Origin of the sequence: Pseudogulbenkiania ferrooxidans 2002, from assembly GCF_000174355.1 — a bacterium.
GTDB classification, from domain to species: domain Bacteria; phylum Pseudomonadota; class Gammaproteobacteria; order Burkholderiales; family Chromobacteriaceae; genus Pseudogulbenkiania; species Pseudogulbenkiania ferrooxidans.
Genome location: NZ_ACIS01000004.1, coordinates 83,046 through 99,545, shown reverse-complemented (window position 1 = coordinate 99,545; position 16,500 = coordinate 83,046). Strand labels below are relative to the sequence as shown.

The 16,500-nt window shown below is 65.3% G+C and carries 16 protein-coding genes; 7 read left to right on the top strand and 9 right to left on the bottom strand.

Going from position 1 to position 16,500, the window contains the following annotated elements:
• Positions 1–87: 87 nt before the first annotated feature.
• The 7 genes from FURADRAFT_RS07810 to FURADRAFT_RS07780 all read right to left on the bottom strand — a co-directional run bounded on the left by FURADRAFT_RS07810 (position 88) and on the right by FURADRAFT_RS07780 (position 6,453).
• Positions 88–1,272, bottom strand: coding sequence for an O-succinylhomoserine sulfhydrylase (locus tag FURADRAFT_RS07810; protein WP_008953589.1), 1,185 nt, complete (start codon positions 1,270–1,272; stop codon positions 88–90).
• 127 nt (positions 1,273–1,399) lie between these two features.
• Complete coding sequence (purF, locus tag FURADRAFT_RS07805; RefSeq protein ID WP_008953588.1) at positions 1,400–2,935, bottom strand: amidophosphoribosyltransferase; 1,536 nt, start codon at positions 2,933–2,935, stop codon at positions 1,400–1,402.
• A 28-nt stretch (positions 2,936–2,963) separates the two neighbouring features.
• Positions 2,964–3,521 (bottom strand): CvpA family protein, encoded by a 558-nt coding sequence (locus tag FURADRAFT_RS07800; protein ID WP_008953587.1) that lies wholly within the window; start codon positions 3,519–3,521, stop codon positions 2,964–2,966.
• Between the two features lie 6 nt (positions 3,522–3,527).
• Complete coding sequence (locus tag FURADRAFT_RS07795) at positions 3,528–4,340, bottom strand: SPOR domain-containing protein (RefSeq protein WP_008953586.1); 813 nt, start codon at positions 4,338–4,340, stop codon at positions 3,528–3,530.
• A 7-nt stretch (positions 4,341–4,347) separates the two neighbouring features.
• Positions 4,348–5,622, bottom strand: coding sequence for a bifunctional tetrahydrofolate synthase/dihydrofolate synthase (gene folC / locus FURADRAFT_RS07790; RefSeq protein ID WP_008953585.1), 1,275 nt, complete (start codon positions 5,620–5,622; stop codon positions 4,348–4,350).
• Positions 5,623–5,624: 2 nt separating this feature from the next.
• Positions 5,625–6,092, bottom strand: coding sequence for a protein YgfX (locus tag FURADRAFT_RS07785; RefSeq protein ID WP_008953584.1), 468 nt, complete (start codon positions 6,090–6,092; stop codon positions 5,625–5,627).
• Between the two features lie 7 nt (positions 6,093–6,099).
• Entirely contained in the window at positions 6,100–6,453 is a 354-nt protein-coding gene (locus FURADRAFT_RS07780) for a hypothetical protein (protein WP_008953583.1), read from the bottom strand.
• Between the two features lie 144 nt (positions 6,454–6,597).
• Here FURADRAFT_RS07780 and FURADRAFT_RS07775 point away from each other — a divergent pair, with 144 nt between their 5' ends.
• From FURADRAFT_RS07775 to FURADRAFT_RS07755, 5 genes are all read left to right on the top strand, one after another.
• Positions 6,598–8,511, top strand: a complete 1,914-nt coding sequence (locus tag FURADRAFT_RS07775; protein WP_008953582.1) for an ATP-binding cassette domain-containing protein — start codon at positions 6,598–6,600, stop codon at positions 8,509–8,511.
• Positions 8,508–9,029 (top strand): C40 family peptidase, encoded by a 522-nt coding sequence (locus FURADRAFT_RS07770; protein ID WP_008953581.1) that lies wholly within the window; start codon positions 8,508–8,510, stop codon positions 9,027–9,029. The genes FURADRAFT_RS07775 and FURADRAFT_RS07770 overlap by 4 nt, the downstream gene beginning before the upstream one ends.
• Positions 9,029–9,607: a hypothetical protein gene (locus tag FURADRAFT_RS07765; RefSeq protein ID WP_008953580.1), complete on the top strand. Its 579-nt coding sequence runs from the start codon at positions 9,029–9,031 to the stop codon at positions 9,605–9,607. The genes FURADRAFT_RS07770 and FURADRAFT_RS07765 overlap by 1 nt, the downstream gene beginning before the upstream one ends.
• 100 nt (positions 9,608–9,707) lie before the next feature.
• Positions 9,708–10,709 (top strand): class 1 fructose-bisphosphatase, encoded by a 1,002-nt coding sequence (locus FURADRAFT_RS07760; protein ID WP_008953579.1) that lies wholly within the window; start codon positions 9,708–9,710, stop codon positions 10,707–10,709.
• Between the two features lie 98 nt (positions 10,710–10,807).
• Positions 10,808–11,608 (top strand): response regulator, encoded by an 801-nt coding sequence (locus FURADRAFT_RS07755; RefSeq protein ID WP_008953578.1) that lies wholly within the window; start codon positions 10,808–10,810, stop codon positions 11,606–11,608.
• Positions 11,609–11,626: 18 nt separating this feature from the next.
• Here FURADRAFT_RS07755 and FURADRAFT_RS07750 read toward each other — a convergent pair whose 3' ends face one another.
• Both FURADRAFT_RS07750 and FURADRAFT_RS07745 read right to left on the bottom strand, forming a co-directional pair.
• Positions 11,627–12,469 (bottom strand): hypothetical protein, encoded by an 843-nt coding sequence (locus tag FURADRAFT_RS07750; RefSeq protein ID WP_008953577.1) that lies wholly within the window; start codon positions 12,467–12,469, stop codon positions 11,627–11,629.
• Between the two features lie 77 nt (positions 12,470–12,546).
• Positions 12,547–13,578 carry an EAL domain-containing protein gene (locus tag FURADRAFT_RS07745; protein ID WP_008953576.1) on the bottom strand — a complete coding sequence of 344 codons (1,032 nt, stop codon included), beginning with the start codon at positions 13,576–13,578 and terminating at the stop codon, positions 12,547–12,549.
• Positions 13,579–13,808: 230 nt separating this feature from the next.
• On the opposite strand from FURADRAFT_RS07745, the gene FURADRAFT_RS07740 reads away from it, so the two are divergent.
• Together FURADRAFT_RS07740 and FURADRAFT_RS07735 are read left to right on the top strand one after the other, a co-directional pair.
• Complete coding sequence (locus FURADRAFT_RS07740; protein ID WP_008953575.1) at positions 13,809–14,681, top strand: NAD(P)-dependent oxidoreductase; 873 nt, start codon at positions 13,809–13,811, stop codon at positions 14,679–14,681.
• 403 nt (positions 14,682–15,084) lie between these two features.
• Positions 15,085–16,401, top strand: a complete 1,317-nt coding sequence (locus FURADRAFT_RS07735; protein ID WP_008953574.1) for a DEAD/DEAH box helicase — start codon at positions 15,085–15,087, stop codon at positions 16,399–16,401.
• The last annotated feature ends 99 nt before the right edge of the window (positions 16,402–16,500 follow it).

Sequence of the window (16,500 nt, the reverse complement as noted above, 5' to 3'; positions counted from 1 at the left end):
CGCGATCAGATTCCTGCCACCTCCCGCACAAAAAAAATGGCAGGCTACCTTGATAGTAGCCTGCCGTTTCAAACAAACATATAAATACTAACAGAGACCGCGTGCGATGTCGTTTTTCAGGTCATCGACATGCTCGAGGCCCACGGCCACACGCAGCAGACCTTCGACGATGCCGGCTTTTTCCCGCGCCTCCTGGGTGATGCGGGCGTGCGTCGTCGAGGCCGGATGGGTGATGGTGCTCTTCACATCACCCAGGTTGGCGGTGCGGGAAATGACCTCGACCCCGTCCACCAGCTGCCACGCGGCCTCGCGCCCCCCCTTCACCACGAAGGAGACGACCGCCCCGCCCAGTTTCTGCTGACGCATCGCCAGCGCGTGCTGGGGATGGCTGGCGAGCCCCGGGTAGAATACCCGCTCGATGGCCGGATGCGCCTCCAGCCAGCGTGCCAGTTCAAGCGCGGAGGCACATTGCTTTTCCATACGGATGAACAGTGTCTCCATGCCGGACAACAGCACCCAAGCATTGAATGGGGCCAGCGAAGGCCCGGCGGTGCGCACGTGCAGGTAGATCGGCTCGATCAGGGCGCTCGACCCCACCACGGCCCCGCCCAGCACCCGGCCGTGGCCGTCGAGGTACTTGGTGGCCGAATGCACCACCAGGTCGGCACCCAACTTCAGCGGCTGCTGCAGGGCGGGCGAACAGAAGCAGTTATCGACCACCAGCAGAGCATCGGCTTCATGGGCAATGTCGGCGATGGCGACAATGTCGGCCACTTCGGTGAGCGGGTTGGACGGCGTTTCCAGGAAAAACAGCCGGGTAGTCGGCTTGACCGCGGCACGCCAGGCCTGCAGATCGCCAGCATCGACAAAGGTGGTTTCGATGCCGAACTTGGACAGGGTGCCGGAGAACAGGTTGATGGTGGAGCCGAACAGGCTCTGCGAGGCGACGATGTGGTCGCCCGCCTTCAGCAGGGACATCATGCACGCCTGGATCGCGGCCATGCCACTCGCGGTGGCGATGGCCCGCTCGGCGCCTTCCAGTGCCGCCAGGCGCTCCTGGAATGCATTTACCGTCGGGTTGGTGAAGCGGGAATAGGTGTAGCCCGGCTTTTGCCCGATGAACATCGCCGCGCCTTCCTCGGCAGTGTCGAAGGTAAAGCTGGAGGTCAGGTAAAGCCCCTGACTGTGCTCATGGAATTGGCTGGCTTCCAGTCCGGCCCGGATGGCCAGGGTCTCCGGATGCAGAGAAAGGAGGTTGTTCTTTTCAGTCATAACATTCCACCGCCGGTTAATGCACCCGGAGCCCGGCACGCCCCTGACGAGGCCGCGGCAGCGACCCGGGAGAGGCGCGACAGGCTCCGGATGCGGGAAGAAAAATGCGCCCCCACGGGGCGCATGGTCAAATCAAGTTCTGCTCGGCGACGTTCAGGTTGAGATCGACCGGCTGCGCGCCTTCGACCTCCTCCTTCTGCCCCTTGCCGTCACCCCTCGCGCTCTCGATGGCGTCGAGATAGGCCTCGGTGATGTCCCCGGTGATGTACTCACCGTTGAAGCATGAGGTCTCGAAGTCGCGCAGTTCGCGGTTGACACTGTGCACGGCTTCCTTCAGGGCATCCAGATCCTGATAGATCACCGCATCGGCACCGATCTCGGCGGCGATCTCTTCCTCGGTGCGCCCGGTGGCCAACAGCTCGGCACGGGTCGGCATGTCGATGCCGTAGACGTTGGGGAAGCGCACCGCCGGAGCTGCCGAGGCGAAATAGACTTTCTTGGCGCCGGCGTCGCGTGCCATCTGCACGATTTCCTTGGAGGTGGTGCCACGCACGATCGAGTCATCGACCAACAGCACGTTACGGTCCTTGAACTCGCACGCCACGGGGTTGAGCTTCTGGCGCACCGACTTCTTGCGCACCGCCTGGCCCGGCATGATGAAGGTACGGCCGATGTAGCGGTTCTTGATGAAGCCCTCGCGGTACGGCAGGCCCAGGTGGTTGGCCAGCTGCAGGGCGCTGGGACGGCTGGTATCGGGAATCGGCATCACCACGTCGATATCCAGCTGCGGCAGCACGCGGCGAATCTTTTCGGCCAACGTTTCGCCCATCACGGTACGCGCCTGGTACACCGAGGCGCCATCGATCACCGAGTCGGGGCGGGCAAAGTAGACGAATTCGAACAGGCATGGCGCATGGCGGGTCGGCCCCTTGCTCGGCTGGGCGTGGAAGTCGCCATCGAAACTGACGAACACGCACTCGCCCGGCTCGACGTCACGCAGCACCTTGAAGCCGGAGCAATCCAGTGCCACCGACTCCGAAGCGAACATGTACTCGGTCTTGCCGTTGCTGTCGTTGGTGCCGATCACCAGCGGACGGATGCCGTTGGGGTCACGGAACGCAACCAGGCCGTACCCGGCGATCATCGCGACCACAGCATAGGCGCCGCGCACGCGGCGGTGCACCGCCTCGACCGCCTCGAATACCGCGTCGACCGACAGCTCGTAGCCCTCGACGCGCTGCGCCAGTTCGTGGGCGAACACGTTGAGCAGCACTTCGGAATCGGAGTTGGTGTTGATATGACGCAAGTCATAGCGGTACATGTCCGCCTTGAGCTCGTCGGTATTGGTCAGGTTGCCGTTGTGCGCGAGCACCACGCCGAACGGCGAATTGACGTAGAAAGGCTGCGCTTCGGCCAGGTTCGACGCCGAACCGGCAGTCGGGTAGCGTACGTGGCCGATACCGGCGTTACCCAGCAGCGAGCGCATGTTGCGGGTACGGAACACGTCTCTCACCATGCCACTGCCTTTGTGCATGTGAAAAGACTTCCCGTTGGCCGTCACGATGCCGGCAGCATCCTGACCCCGGTGTTGCAGCAGTTGCAGGCCGTCGTACAACAGCTGATTGACGGGAGTCTGCCCGACCACGCCTAGAATTCCACACATTTCAAGTTTTCCCAACTACCAACAGAACTTAAGAATATAAAGCACGATCCGGCGACTCCTGCGCCGGGCCATGCCGCAACGTTTCGCTTCGCCGCCCCGAGAAGTTCAGATGCTCCGACATCTTGGGCGGAAGCCAGGGCCGCAAGGACAACGCGGCGGCCTCGAATGGCGCGGCGAACAGGGCGTTGCGCCACATCGGCTGCTTGGGCATATCGGTCAGACCGCCCAGCAAAACCATGACCGTCACCAGAACGCCGCCGCGCGCGAGCCCGAACACGGCACCCAGCACGCGATTGACGGCACCCAGGCCGATCGAATCGATCAGGCCGGTCAGCACCACGCGCAGCAGCGCCGTGGCCAGCCAGACTAGGAAAAACAGGGCGATGAAGGAGGCGGCCAGACGCAATCCTTCGCTCGGCAGTTCCGCCGGCAGGAAACCCGCCAGCGTCGGCGCGAACTCCTTGGCGCACCACAGCGCCGCGATCCACGACCCCAGCGACAGCACCTCGGCCACCAGACCCCGCATCAGCGCGATGATGACCGAACCCGCCAAGATGGCAATGACGATATAGTCGAAAACGGTCATTGCGTCTTATCGGCTTACGATAATGCCTGTCACACCGGCACTGGACAGTTTTTTCAGGACGCTTTCGGCCTCGGCACGGGAACCGAAGGGCCCTACCCGAACACGGGTAACATTGCCCTTGCTGGTTTCCACCTTGCTGAAATGCGCCGTCACACCCAGCGCCGACAACCGCGACTTCAAGGCTTCGGCCTTGGCCGGGTCGGACAGCGCGGCCAACTGGATCACCACATTGCCGTTGCCCGCCGCCGGCTGGCTCTGCTCCTTGGCAGCAGCCTTGGCCGGCTCGGCCTCGGCGCGCCCCTCCAGAATGGCCGCAGGGTCGGATTTCTTCGGTGCCGGCGCTTCGGTTTTCTTGGGCTCCTGCCGGGGTTCCGGCTTGGGCTCAAGCCTGGCTTCGGCCTTGGGATGCGGCTTGGGCTCTTCCTTGACGGATGTTTTGGCCTCGGACTTGGTCTCGGGCGCGACGGCAGGCGGTCGCGGCGCGGATGGGGCAACCGGTGTCGGTGCAGCGTCATCGAGCTTGGCTGGCAACTGCGTCGCCGCCGCGGCCGAATCGGCGGCATCCTCCGGTGGGGCGCCATCTGCACCGGCGGCAACCGCTGCGTCGGGATTCGGCGAGGCAGCGGCCGACGGCGCCTCGGACGCTTTCTGGCCGACGATCTCGACCGACTCCGGCTTCATCTGCTGCTCCGGCACGCTGCCAACCACCTTCCACAAGACGACGGTCGACACCAGCACCAGCACGATGGCGCCGACCAGGCGGCGGCGCGCGCGCTTGCGCAGCAGAATCAGTTCCTCATGGGTGGACAGTCCGGGCATGCCTTCCTCAGGATGTGTGATGTCGCGCCTCGAGCACCGCGGCAACGGTGTGGAACGAGCCGAATGCGACGATTCTATCATTTTCCCCGGCTGCCGATAAGGCAGCCGCCCACGCCTCGGCGACGGTGTCGTACACATTCACGTTACGCACGCCAAGACCCGCCAGGCGTTCCGCCAGTTGCGCCCCGCTCTGCCCGCGCGGCATGTCGAGGCCGCCGACGAACCAGCCATCAAACTCGCCGCGCGCCAGTTCGACGACGGCATCGAGGTCCTTGTCGGCCAGCATCGAGAACACGGCGTAGCGGTTTTCGGCGAAGGCCAGCTTCTTCAGGTTGGCCACCATGGCCTTGACGGCGTGCGGGTTGTGACCGACATCCAGGATCACCAGCGGGCGACCCGGCAGGACCTGGAAGCGCCCCGGCCAATCGACTTCAAGCAAGCCGCGCTTGACCGCGCCAATACTCACCGGCAGTTTTTCCTTCAGGCAGTCGAGCACCGCCAGCGCGGTGGAGGCGTTGACCAGCTGGTAGCTGCCACGCAGCGCCGGGAACGGCAAGGCATGGCGAAACACCTCGCCCATGCGGAACGACCACTGGTTTTCCAGCTTGTTGAAGCCGAAGTCGCGGCCGTACAACTTGAGGTCGGCACCGATTTCGGCGGCGTGGTCGAGCAGGCGCTGCGGCGGGTTGGCATCGGCGCAGATCGCCGGTTTGCCGGCGCGGAACACGCCGGCCTTCTCGAAACCGATGTCTTCGCGGTTGTCACCGAGGATGGCCTGATGGTCGAGATCGACGCTGACCACCACCGAGACGTCCGGCTCGAACACGTTGACCGCATCCAGGCGGCCGCCCAGGCCCACTTCCAGCACCATCACGTCGACTTCTTGATCGACGAAGGTCTTGACGGCGCCCAGGGTGCCGAATTCGAAATAGGTCAGCGAGGTCTCGCCACGCGCGGCCTCGACGGCGGCGAAGCCCTGCACGATCAGGTCGTCGCTGACCGGCTGCATGTCGATGGCGACGCGCTCGTTGTAGCGCAGCAAGTGCGGCGAGGTATAGGTGCCGACCTTGAAACCGGCCCGGTTGAGCATGGTGGACAGCATGGCGCAGACCGAGCCCTTGCCGTTGGTCCCTGCCACCAGCACGATCGGGCAACGGGGCGCCAGCCCCATGGCGTCGCGCACGCGGCGGACGCGCTCAAGCCCCATCTCGATGGTGACGGGGTGCAGGCTTTCCAGGTGTGACAGCCACTCTGGCAACGTAGTCGGTGTCGTGTTTGTCATGGTTATGTATTCAGATTCGGTGCGGAGGTGGACTCCGGCGCGTGGAACCAGCGCAGATAGACCCGCAAGGCGCGTAAGGATTCCCGAGCGGCGGAATCAGGCCACAACACCAGCGAGCGGCGACGCCCTTCCAGCCTCAGATTCACGACCACCAGCCAAGGGGTGATCACCGTGTCGCGCTCGATATCGGCCGGCACGGCGAAGGGGCCGAACCAGGCCACCAGCTGCCCCTGGGGCGAGACCTCGAGGCGGCCGATGCTTTGCCGCGACGGCCACCAGCCGTCATGGCGCAGCCCGTGCCACAACACGGCGGGCAGGGGCAGCAGCAGCCAGGCCGCCATGGCCGGCGGCAGGTAGTACAGGCTGGCCGCCACCCATGCCAGTGCACAGCCGATCAGCAGCGCGAGCCAAATTCGCGAAGGACTGAGCTCGACGGCAAACGGCGGCACGGCACGCTGGCGCGCGCTCATGGCTGGCTCAGAGCTCGGCTGCCGGGTAGTTGTGGATGTCTTCGTCGACGCTGTCGAGCACGGTGGAGTGGATTTCGACGTCGAACCACTCCCAGAAGGCTTTCAGCGAACGATCGGTTGGCCACAACGCTTCGTCTTCGTACCAGGAAGCCAGTTCGATCTTGAACAGCTGGTCGGCCATGTCGTCGATACGCGACACGCCTTCTTCCGGGTCGGTGAATTCGGGCAGCAGGATCACCGTGCAGTCGGCGCGCAGGCTGTCGAGGGTGAGATCGGTGTCGTTGCCCGGCACGTTGTTCAGCCAGTTCAGAAACGGCTCTTTCGGCTTAATGACGGCGACGGATCGATCGACGAAGTACATGAAATTCCTTTCGCTAAAGCGGCCGCGGGTGGGGCCGGCGGTAATGGCGCGCATTGTAACAGCCCGGCCGGCCGGGCGCGAAGCGGACTTCGCGCCCGTGCTACAATTCGGCGCATTACGGTATCTCTGGATCATTGCAGACTCATGGCTCTCATCACGGTCGACAAGGCCTGCCTGGCTTTCGGGCACAATGCGCTGCTGGACAAGGTGGATTTCGTGCTGGAACCCGGCGAAGTGGTCGGACTGATCGGCCGCAACGGCGCCGGCAAGTCGTCCCTGCTCAAGGGCATCGCCGGCACCGTGGCGCTGGACGACGGCCGCATCAACATCAAGGGCGACGTGCGCGTGGCCTACGTACCGCAGGAGCCGGAATTCAATCCCGGGCACACGGTGTTCGAAGCCGTGGCCGAAGGACTGGGCGACCTCAAGGCGTTGCTCACCGACTATCACAAGGCGACCCAGGCGCTGACCGACCCGGCGGCCGATCATGAAGCCCTGCTGGCCGACATGGAGCACATCCAGCATGAGCTGGAGGCGCGCAACGGCTGGCAGTTTGACGCCCTGATCGCCACCACCCTCTCCTACCTCGACCTCAACGCCGACACCCGCATCAGCGAACTGTCGGGCGGCTGGAAAAAACGCGTGGCGCTGGCGCGGGCGCTGGCCGCCAAACCCGACGTGCTGCTGCTGGACGAACCGACCAACCATCTCGACGTTTCCGCCATCGAATGGCTGGAGGGGCTGATCAAGAATTTCGCCGGCAGCGTGCTGTTGATCACCCACGACCGCCGCTTCCTCGACAACGTCGCCACGCGCATCGTCGAGCTCGACCGCGGCATCCTGCGCAGCTACCCCGGCAGCTTTTCCGCCTACCAGACCAAGAAGACCGAGGAGATGGCGGTGGAGGAAGAACAGAACCGCCTGTTCGACAAGTACCACGCCCAGGAAGAAGTGTGGATCCGCAAGGGCATCGAGGCGCGCCGCACCCGCAACGAGGGCCGCGTGCGCCGGCTGGAGCAGATCCGCCGCGAGCGCGCGGCGCGGCGCGAACGCGTGGGCCAGGTCAACTTCCAGCTCGACGCCGGCGAACGCTCGGGCAAGCTGGTGGCGGAGCTGGAACACGTCAGCAAGCGTTTCGGCGACAAGGTCATCGTGCGCGACTTCACCACGCGCATCCTGCGCGGCGACAAGATCGGCCTGATCGGCCCCAACGGGGTCGGCAAGACCACGCTGCTGAAGATGATCCTGGGCGAGCTGGCGCCCGACAGCGGCACCGTCAAGCAGGGCAGCAAGCTCGAGATCGCCTACTTCGACCAGTTCCGCGAGCAGCTGGACGAGGACATGAGCGTGGCCGACGTGATCAGCCAAGGCAACGACTTCATCGAGATCGCCGGGCAGAAAAAACACGTGATGAGCTACCTGGAGGACTTCCTGTTCTCGCCGCAGCGCGCCAGGAGCCCGGTGCGTTCGCTCTCGGGCGGCGAGCGCAATCGTCTGCTGCTGGCTCGTCTGTTCACCCGCCCGGCCAACGTGCTGGTACTGGACGAGCCGACCAACGACCTCGACATCGACACCCTGGAATTGCTGGAAGACGTCATCGACAAGTACAGCGGCACGGTGTTTCTGGTGAGCCACGACCGCGCCTTCCTCGACAACGTGGTGACGCAGGTAATCGCCTTCGAGGGCGACGGCAAGCTGGAGGAATACCCGGGCGGCTATCAGGACTGGATCGACACCAGGGCGCGCATGGCGGCGCTGAAGCCGGCCGAAGCGGCGGCCAAGGCCCCGATGGCGCGCCAGGACAAGCCTCAGGACAAGCCGAAAAGCGGGCGCACCAAGCTGTCCTACAATGAAACGCGCGAACTGGCCGGCCTGCCCGAGCTGATCGCCGCACTGGAAGCCGAGCAGGCCGGACTGAATCAGAAACTGCTCGACCCGAACTGTTACCGCGACACCCCACGCGAGGCCATCGCCTGGCAGCAACGCATCGAAGCGATCGACGAGCTGCTGCTGGAAAAGCTGGCGCGCTGGGAAGAACTGGAAAGCAAACAGGGATGACCTCTCGCCGGATCTCCGCCCTCATCGTTGCCGTTGTGGCCGCCGCGCTGGCGGCCTGCAGCAGCGCCCCGCCCCGCAAGACAGCCGGCAGCCGACCGCGTCCGCCGGCCAGCCCGACCCTGTCGGGACTCACGGCGGATGGCGCCGGGCGCGAGATCCTGATGTACACCCTGGGCCTGCTGGATCTCGACTACCGCTTCGGCGGCAGCAATCCCGAGGCCGGGCTCGATTGCAGCGGATTGGTCAGCTACATCTATCAGAACGCCGTCGGCGTGAAGCTGCCGCACAACGCGGCGCAGATCGCCAGCGTGGCGCGGCCGATCGAGGCCGGCCGCATGCAAGTGGGCGACCTGGTGTTCTTCAACACCATGAATCGGCCGTTCTCGCACATGGGCATCTACATCGGCGACGGCAAGTTCGTGCACGCGCCGCGCAGCAACAGCACCATCCGCGTCGAGCGCCTCGACAACCGCTACTTCGCCGCGCGCTTCGAAGGCGCGCGCACGCTGTTCGACTGATGCACCACTGGAGCACAAAGCTGGTCGAAACCTGGCAGAAAACCTCGGCCCGGCTGCCGCGCCTGCACCGCGACGGCTTCTCGCTGCCGCGCGAGCTGCTGCTGGCGCAGTTGCGCAAGCACCTGGACGGCGACGACTTCACCGTGCTCGACCTCGAGCTCGCCGACGACGCCGGCCTCCTGACGCTCGAGGTGCTGCGCCCGGCGCCGGCGCGGCTCGCCATCCGCTTCCACTTTCTGCCGGTGGACTGGGCGCGGCGCGAGCTGGTGCTGGCCTACACCCTGAAGGGCGAGGCACGCTCGTCCTCGCTGGCGCGGCGCGCCCTGACCGGGCTGGTGCTGGCCACGCTGGAAGCGGGCTGGGGGGAACGGCTCATCCGCAAGCTGACGGAGCCGCTGGCGTGGCTGTCGAGCGGGTCGCAACGACTCACGCTGCACCTCGACCGCCTGCCGCGCGTGGCGGGCTGGCTGGAGCGGCCGGTGTTCGGCCAACCCCTGGCCGAGCGCATTGCCATTACCGACATCCGCACCGTCCCCGACGCGCTGCGCGTCACCCTGAGCCGCAACAAGGCGGGCTGACACGCTAACAGCAAGCCCTGTCGAAGCGTTATAATGCCGCCTGTTCTTTCCGCCGGCCGATACGCCCCGGCGGCAGCCCACCCCGATACAGAGGATATCCATGAGTCACACCACCCTCAGCCGCTTTCTGATCGAGCAGCAGCGCAAGCAAGGCAGCATTCCGCCGGAACTGCGTTTCCTGATCGAAACCATCGCCCGCACCTGCAAGGCCATCAGCCACTCCGTGCACAAGGGCGCGCTGTCGGGCGTGCTGGGCGAGGCCGGCACCGGCAACGTGCAGGGCGAGGCGCAGAAGAAGCTGGACGTGATCGCCAACGACGTGCTGCTGGAAGCCAACGAATGGGGCGGCAGCTTGGCGGCGATGGCGTCGGAAGAAATGGAACTGCCGCACGCCATCCCGGGCGAATACCCGAAGGGCGAGTACCTGCTGCTGTTCGATCCGCTCGACGGCTCGTCCAACATCGACGTCAACATCTCGGTCGGCACCATCTTCTCGGTGCTGCGCTGCCCCGAGGGCGTAACGCAGCCGACCGAAGCCGATTTCCTGCAGCCGGGCACGACCCAGGTCGCCGCCGGTTACACCGTGTACGGCCCGCAGACCATGCTGGTGCTGACCTTCGGCAACGGTGTGCACGGCTTCACGCTGGACCGCGAGAACGGCAGCTTCGTGCTGACCCACCCGGACATGCGCGTACCGGAAGCCACCAAGGAATTCGCCATCAACATGTCCAACATGCGCCACTGGGAGGCCCCGGTGCAGCGCTACGTGGACGAGCTGCTGGCAGGCACCACTGGCCCGCGCGGCAAGGACTTCAACATGCGCTGGGTGGCATCGATGGTGGCCGAAGTGCACCGCATCATCATCCGCGGTGGCATCTTCATGTACCCGAAAGACGCGCGCGACCCGTCCAAGGCGGGCAAGCTGCGCCTGATGTACGAAGGCAATCCGATGGCCTTCATCATCGAGCAGGCCGGCGGCGTCGCCACCAACGGCCATCAGCGCATCCTCGACATCCAGCCCGCCAAGCTGCACGAGCGCGTGGCGGTGTTCCTGGGTTCCAAGGAAGAAGTGGAGCTCGTCACCCGCTACCACGCGGAGTAAGCCCCAGAACCAGCCCGTGCCCCGCACGGGCTTTTTTTCGGCCAACCGTCCGACCGGACTGTAACATCCCATCCCGCCAAGCCAACGAGGACGCCGACGTGCCGCTTCCACAGCTCCTGACCATCGCCCTGGCCGAGCCCTCGCCGCTGCAGGCCCAGATCATCCGCCATGCCCTGAACGAACTGGGCATCCGCAATGTGGACGTGTTCCACAGCGGGCAAGCCTTGCTGCAACACCTGCAGCAGCACACCCCGGACGTGGTGATCAGCGCGCTCTACCTGCCCGACATGACCGGCACCGAACTGGTCTATACGCTGCGGGCACAGCCCCCCCACCGGGACCGCCCGTTCATCCTGATCTCCAGCGAGACCAAGCCGCACTACCTCAACCCGGTACGCCAGGCCGGCGCGCTGGCGATCCTGCCCAAGCCGTTCACCACCGCCCAGCTCGACAAGGCGCTCGGCAACGTGCTGGAGTACCTCAACAGCGATCCGATGCTGAACGAGTGCGACGAGGATTTCAGCATGCTGAAGGTGCTGATCGTCGACGACAGCGCCACTTCGCGCCGCCTGATCCGCACCGTGCTGGAAAAAATCGGCTTCGAGCAGATCGCCGAAGCCGAGGACGGCAGCGAGGCGGTGCCGCTGATCAACGCCACCCACTTCGACCTGGTGGTGACCGACTACAACATGCCGCACATGGACGGCAAGCAACTGGTGGAGTACATCCGCACCCAGAGCATGCAGTTCACCGTGCCGATCCTGATGGTCTCGAGCGAAACCGACCAGCGCCGGCTGGCGGCGGTGCAGGACGCCGGGGTGTCGGCGGTGTGCGACAAGCCGTTCGACACCGCGGTGATCCGCCAGTTAGTCAGGCAGTTCGTCGCCGAGCGCTCCTGACCCGAGGGCGTGGCGCGGTTAGCGCGGCGCCACCCAGACCAGCCGGCTGCGGCTCTTGTCGTCACCCAGTGCCTGGCGGCGCCAGTAGCCGGCGCTGTTCACCACGCCGTCCAGCCCCGGCAACTCCGGCACCTGGCAGCGCGTCACTTCGATGAACCCCGCCTTGAGCAGTGCGCCACGCCCTTTCTGGCGCGTCTTGGGACAGGTCGGGTGCGTGGCCGCCGCCACCCATCCCGCCGTAGAGCCCGCTTCCCACACCGCTTCCAGCGTCACCTTCGGCTGGGTCATCATGGCAAAACCGTTCAACACCGACTCCAGCAGAGGACGCCACGGTGCCGGCACGCCGTCGAGTTGCGGCGCCAGCTCCCCGGGGTAGCTGACCGTCAGGGCCCACAGCGGTTCGGGAACCTGCCACCAGTTCGTCCCCTGCCCGGAGAACGCCGCCTCTACCAGCACCAGATCGAGCTGCCGGTCAGCGGGCCGATGGCGGATGAAGGCCCCGCCGCTGGCCTCGCCGCTCACCTGCAGAAAGAAGGCCTCCGCCGGCAGGATCAGCGTATCCGGCAGATGGGACGGCAGTCGCGTGTGCGCCAACGCCCGTGCCAGTCCGGCGTCGAACTCGGCGATCAGGCGGCCGTGCCGGACGTGGCCGCCGTACGCCAAGGCCAGCACCCGCTCGGCCTCGGGCACGCCGTCCGCCTCGCCGTACACCTGGGCAACCCGGGCCAGCTCACGCCCGACCAGTTCACCGACAGCGTCTTCAGCCAACGTGGCGCTGCCGGGCTGGGATAAGAGTTGCCCGACGCGCTTGGCCCAAGGCCGGGTCAGGGCGTAACGCTGCACACCGTATTGCATACTCATCGGGATGTCCGCCAAGAAAAAAGGCCGGATTGTAGCCGACCTTGGTTTTGCCGTTCAAAGCCTGCCCTGAAGCGGGCTCAGGTGCCTTCCACCCGTGGCGCCGCCGGACGCGGCGACTCGGTCTCGGACGCCACTTCGGCGTAGAGCCAGCGGCGGAAATGATTCAACGTCATCGGCCGCCCGAAGAAGAAGCCCTGCAGGAACTGGAAGCCCTTGGCGTTGAGGTAGCTCTGCTGCCCCTGGGTTTCCACGCCCTTGATCATCACCTTGAGGCCGAGCTGGGTCGCATTGACCAGGATGTCGTCGAGGATGTTGCCGCGGAAACCCTCCTTGCCGATAGCCGAGACGTAGCCCTTTTCCACCTTGAGGTAGTCGAAACCCCAGGTTTGCAGGTAGTGACGGTCGGCGTGGCCGGCACCGAAGTCGTCGAGCGCCAGCTGGACCCCCATGGCCTTGAGCTCGCGCACCACCTTGAGACTCTCTTCGTGCTCTTCCAGCGCGACCCGCTCGGACACTTCCAGCACCAGCTGGATGTGCTTGTCCTTCAACACCGACAGCAGCAACCGGCAGTCCTCGATGATGTCGCGCGTGGTCAGGTGGCTGGCGGATATATTGACGCCGACCACGAACCCCGCCGGCAGCATCATCTGCCCCAGCTCGTGGCCGACGCAGCGCAGCAGGTAGCGGGTCAGCGCCACGATCAGTCCGGCCTCCTCCGCCGCCGGAATGAACAGCTGCGAGGGGATGAAGCCCTGCACCGGATGGCGCCAGCGCGCCAGCACCTCGACGCCGATGCAATGACCCGACTGGGCCGTGACGATGGGCTGGTAGTGGACGAAAAACTCGCGCTTGCGCAGCCCTTGGGCGATCTCCCAGTTATTGGAATTACGGCTGTCCTTGGTGCTGTTGATGGCCCAGCCCAGAGCGCCCCCCGCCAGCAACGCCATCAACAGCGGCGCCAGCAGCCCGCCCATGGCCAGCGTCAGCCGCGACTCCAGCGTCACCAGCAGCACCCCGACGAGGACGCACAGCACCATGGCCGAGACATAGACGGCCCACGCGGGAGCCCCCAACAGGGCCCGGCCCCACACCATTTTCAACTTGCGCATTCCGCCTCTCGCCCCATGACTGATTTCATCCTGCTCGTCCAGCGTCGTGTGCGCTACCGCCACCCCGCTGTGGATGGCGAGCTCTCAGGATAATGTCACATTCATCGCAGATAAAGTCCAAGCTGGTTTTATCCGTTCCGCCCGGTTGTTCCTCCGGCCACGGCATGCGCCCGATGACAGCCGGCACCCGGCCCCGCTACCATGGACGCCTCCAGCAACAGGAATAGCACATGGAACGGATCGGATTTATCGGCCTGGGCCTGATGGGTCAGCCCATGGTCAGGCGGCTGCTGGCCGCCGGGCATCACGTCACCGTCTGGAACCGCAACCCGGGGAAAAGCCAGGCACTGGCCGGACACGGCGCCCACATCGCAACCAGCCTGGCCGAACTGGCTCGCGACTGCACCCTGCTGATGAGCTGCGTGTCGGATACGCCGGCCGTGGAAGCAGTGGTGTTCGGCGCGGACGGCCTCGCCGCGCACGGCCGCCCGGATCAGTTGCTGGTCGATTTTTCCAGCATCGAACCGGCCGCCACGCGCGAGATGGCGGCGCGACTGGAGGCGCAGTGCGGCATGCACTGGGTCGATGCACCGGTATCGGGCGGGGTGCGCGGGGCGGAAAGCGGCCAACTGGTGATCATGGCGGGCGGGCAGGAAGACGACATCGCCCGCCTGCGCCTGCTGGCGGCGGCGCTGTGTCAGCGCCTGACCCACATGGGCCCGGTCGGTGCCGGCCAAGTCACCAAGGTATGCAACCAGCTGATCGTCGCCGCCAACGCGCTGCTGATTGCCGAGGCGGTCTCGCTGGCAGAAAAATCTGGCGTCGATGCTGCGCTGCTGGCGCCGGCGCTGGCGGGCGGCTTTGCCGATTCGCTGCCGCTGCAGATCCTGGCGCCGCGCATGGCCAGCCAGAGCTTCGAACCGGTGCAATGGAAGGTGGCGACGCTGCTCAAGGACCTCGACAACGCGGTCAAGCTGGCACGCGAGGCCGGCGCGAGCTCGCCCCTGGCGGCGCTGGCCGACCAGCTGATGCGCCTGCACGCCGGACAGGGTCACGCTCAGGCCGACCTGAGCACTGTGGTGCAACTGTACCGGGAGCCCTGATACGGCACCGTGGCTGCCTGCCACGTGGGCGGCGGAGTGAAATTTTCCGGACGCCCGCGACAAGACACACGCAAATCAATCACTTAGAAAGGCTGTTTGGCGGAATAACTTGCCAGGCGGCTTTTTTTCCCGTACTATCCGGCCTCTTGAAGTTTCAGCCGGGCTTCTTCGTTGTTCTCCCCCTGCAGTTAGCAGTTCACGCCTTTGCCCCGCTCAAACAGAGTTTCATCGTCCCTGACCGCTATTTTAGGCTTCGACCACGGAATGCTCCTTTTCCGGACCGCTGTTCGCCGCTTGCTTGGTTAGTGCCGATGAGTCGGGTGACCCGATTTTGAAGATGGTCACCGCATCCCGCCTATACCAGGCCAAGTGACGCCGGACATGCCGGCACTGAAAGGACATCATGCATTTTGCTGATCTGGGCCTCGCCCCCGCTATTACCTCCGCTCTCGACGCTGCCGGCTACACCACCCCGACTCCGGTTCAGGCCGCCTCGATCCCGGCCGCGCTGGCTGGCCACGATCTGCTGGTTTCGGCGCAGACCGGTAGCGGCAAAACCGCCGCTTTCCTGCTGCCCTCGCTGCAGAAGCTGACCGAACGCTCCACCGGCTCGGGCCAGGGCCCGCGCATCCTGGTGCTGACCCCGACCCGCGAACTGGCGCAGCAGGTGGAAAAGAACGCCACCGAATACGGCAGCCAACTGCGCTGGCTGCGTACCGTGTGCCTGGTCGGCGGCGCCTCCTTCGGCTACCAGATCCGCGCCATGGCGCGCCCGGTTGACATCATGGTTGCCACCCCGGGTCGCCTGATGGACCACATGCGTTCCGGCCGTATCGATTTCTCGCGACTGGAAATGCTGATCCTCGACGAAGCCGACCGCATGCTCGACATGGGCTTCATCGAAGACATCGAAACCATCGTCAAGGCCACCCCGGACAGCCGCCAGACCGTGCTGTTCTCGGCCACGCTGGACGGCACCGTCGGCAAGCTGGCACAGAAGCTGACCCGCGACCCGCAGCGTATCGAAATCGCCCGCGAAGAAACCGGCGGCAACATCGAAGAACACCTGCTGTACGCCGACGACAACCGTCACAAAGAGCGTCTGCTCGACCACATCCTGAAGGAAGCCGGCTTCGACCAGGCGGTGATCTTCACCGCCACCAAGATCGGTTCTGAAGAGCTGGCCGACAAGCTGTCGGACCAGGGCTACGCTGCCGCCTGCCTGCACGGCGACATGCCGCAGAACTGGCGTAACCGCACCCTGAACGACCTGCGTCGCGGCCGCGTGCGCATCCTGGTGGCCACCGATGTCGCTGCGCGCGGCATCGACGTGCCGACCATCACCCACGTGGTCAACTACGACCTGCCGAAGCAGGCCGAAGACTATGTGCACCGCATCGGTCGTACCGGTCGTGCCGGTCGCGACGGCGTGGCGATCACCCTGGCCGAGTCCAAGGAATTCCACAAGGTGCGCCGCATCGAGCAGTACCTGAAGCGCCAGATCACCGAAGGCGTGATCGAAGGCATGGAACCGACCCGTCGCCCGCCGAAGGGCGGCCCGCGCCGCGCCGGCAGCGGCAAGCCGGGTGAGCGTCGTGGCGGCGGCTATGGCGGCAACAACCGCAAGCCGGGCGGCAACGGTGGCTACGGTAACCGTGGTCCGCGCCAGGGTGGCAGCGGCGGCGGCTACGGCAACCGCACCACTCGCGCCGCCGACTAAGCGGCAGCAATGAAAAATGGCGACCTCGGTCGCCATTTTTCTTGCCTGTCGTTCCGGCTCGCACTTTTCTTATCTTCGCTCAAGGATGCGTCGCCTTGC

Bases quoted from the DNA above. Each gene is read 5' to 3' on its own strand.
- FURADRAFT_RS07810 (WP_008953589.1), bottom strand. From the start codon at position 1,272: ATGACTGAAAAGAACAACCTCCTTTCTCTGCATCCGGAGACCCTGGCC.
- purF (WP_008953588.1), bottom strand. From the start codon at position 2,935: ATGTGTGGAATTCTAGGCGTGGTCGGGCAGACTCCCGTCAATCAGCTG.
- FURADRAFT_RS07800 (WP_008953587.1), bottom strand. From the start codon at position 3,521: ATGACCGTTTTCGACTATATCGTCATTGCCATCTTGGCGGGTTCGGTC.
- FURADRAFT_RS07795 (WP_008953586.1), bottom strand. From the start codon at position 4,340: ATGCCCGGACTGTCCACCCATGAGGAACTGATTCTGCTGCGCAAGCGC.
- folC (WP_008953585.1), bottom strand. From the start codon at position 5,622: ATGACAAACACGACACCGACTACGTTGCCAGAGTGGCTGTCACACCTG.
- FURADRAFT_RS07785 (WP_008953584.1), bottom strand. From the start codon at position 6,092: ATGAGCGCGCGCCAGCGTGCCGTGCCGCCGTTTGCCGTCGAGCTCAGT.
- FURADRAFT_RS07780 (WP_008953583.1), bottom strand. From the start codon at position 6,453: ATGTACTTCGTCGATCGATCCGTCGCCGTCATTAAGCCGAAAGAGCCG.
- FURADRAFT_RS07775 (WP_008953582.1), top strand. From the start codon at position 6,598: ATGGCTCTCATCACGGTCGACAAGGCCTGCCTGGCTTTCGGGCACAAT.
- FURADRAFT_RS07770 (WP_008953581.1), top strand. From the start codon at position 8,508: ATGACCTCTCGCCGGATCTCCGCCCTCATCGTTGCCGTTGTGGCCGCC.
- FURADRAFT_RS07765 (WP_008953580.1), top strand. From the start codon at position 9,029: ATGCACCACTGGAGCACAAAGCTGGTCGAAACCTGGCAGAAAACCTCG.
- FURADRAFT_RS07760 (WP_008953579.1), top strand. From the start codon at position 9,708: ATGAGTCACACCACCCTCAGCCGCTTTCTGATCGAGCAGCAGCGCAAG.
- FURADRAFT_RS07750 (WP_008953577.1), bottom strand. From the start codon at position 12,469: ATGAGTATGCAATACGGTGTGCAGCGTTACGCCCTGACCCGGCCTTGG.
- FURADRAFT_RS07745 (WP_008953576.1), bottom strand. From the start codon at position 13,578: ATGCGCAAGTTGAAAATGGTGTGGGGCCGGGCCCTGTTGGGGGCTCCC.
- FURADRAFT_RS07740 (WP_008953575.1), top strand. From the start codon at position 13,809: ATGGAACGGATCGGATTTATCGGCCTGGGCCTGATGGGTCAGCCCATG.
- FURADRAFT_RS07735 (WP_008953574.1), top strand. From the start codon at position 15,085: ATGCATTTTGCTGATCTGGGCCTCGCCCCCGCTATTACCTCCGCTCTC.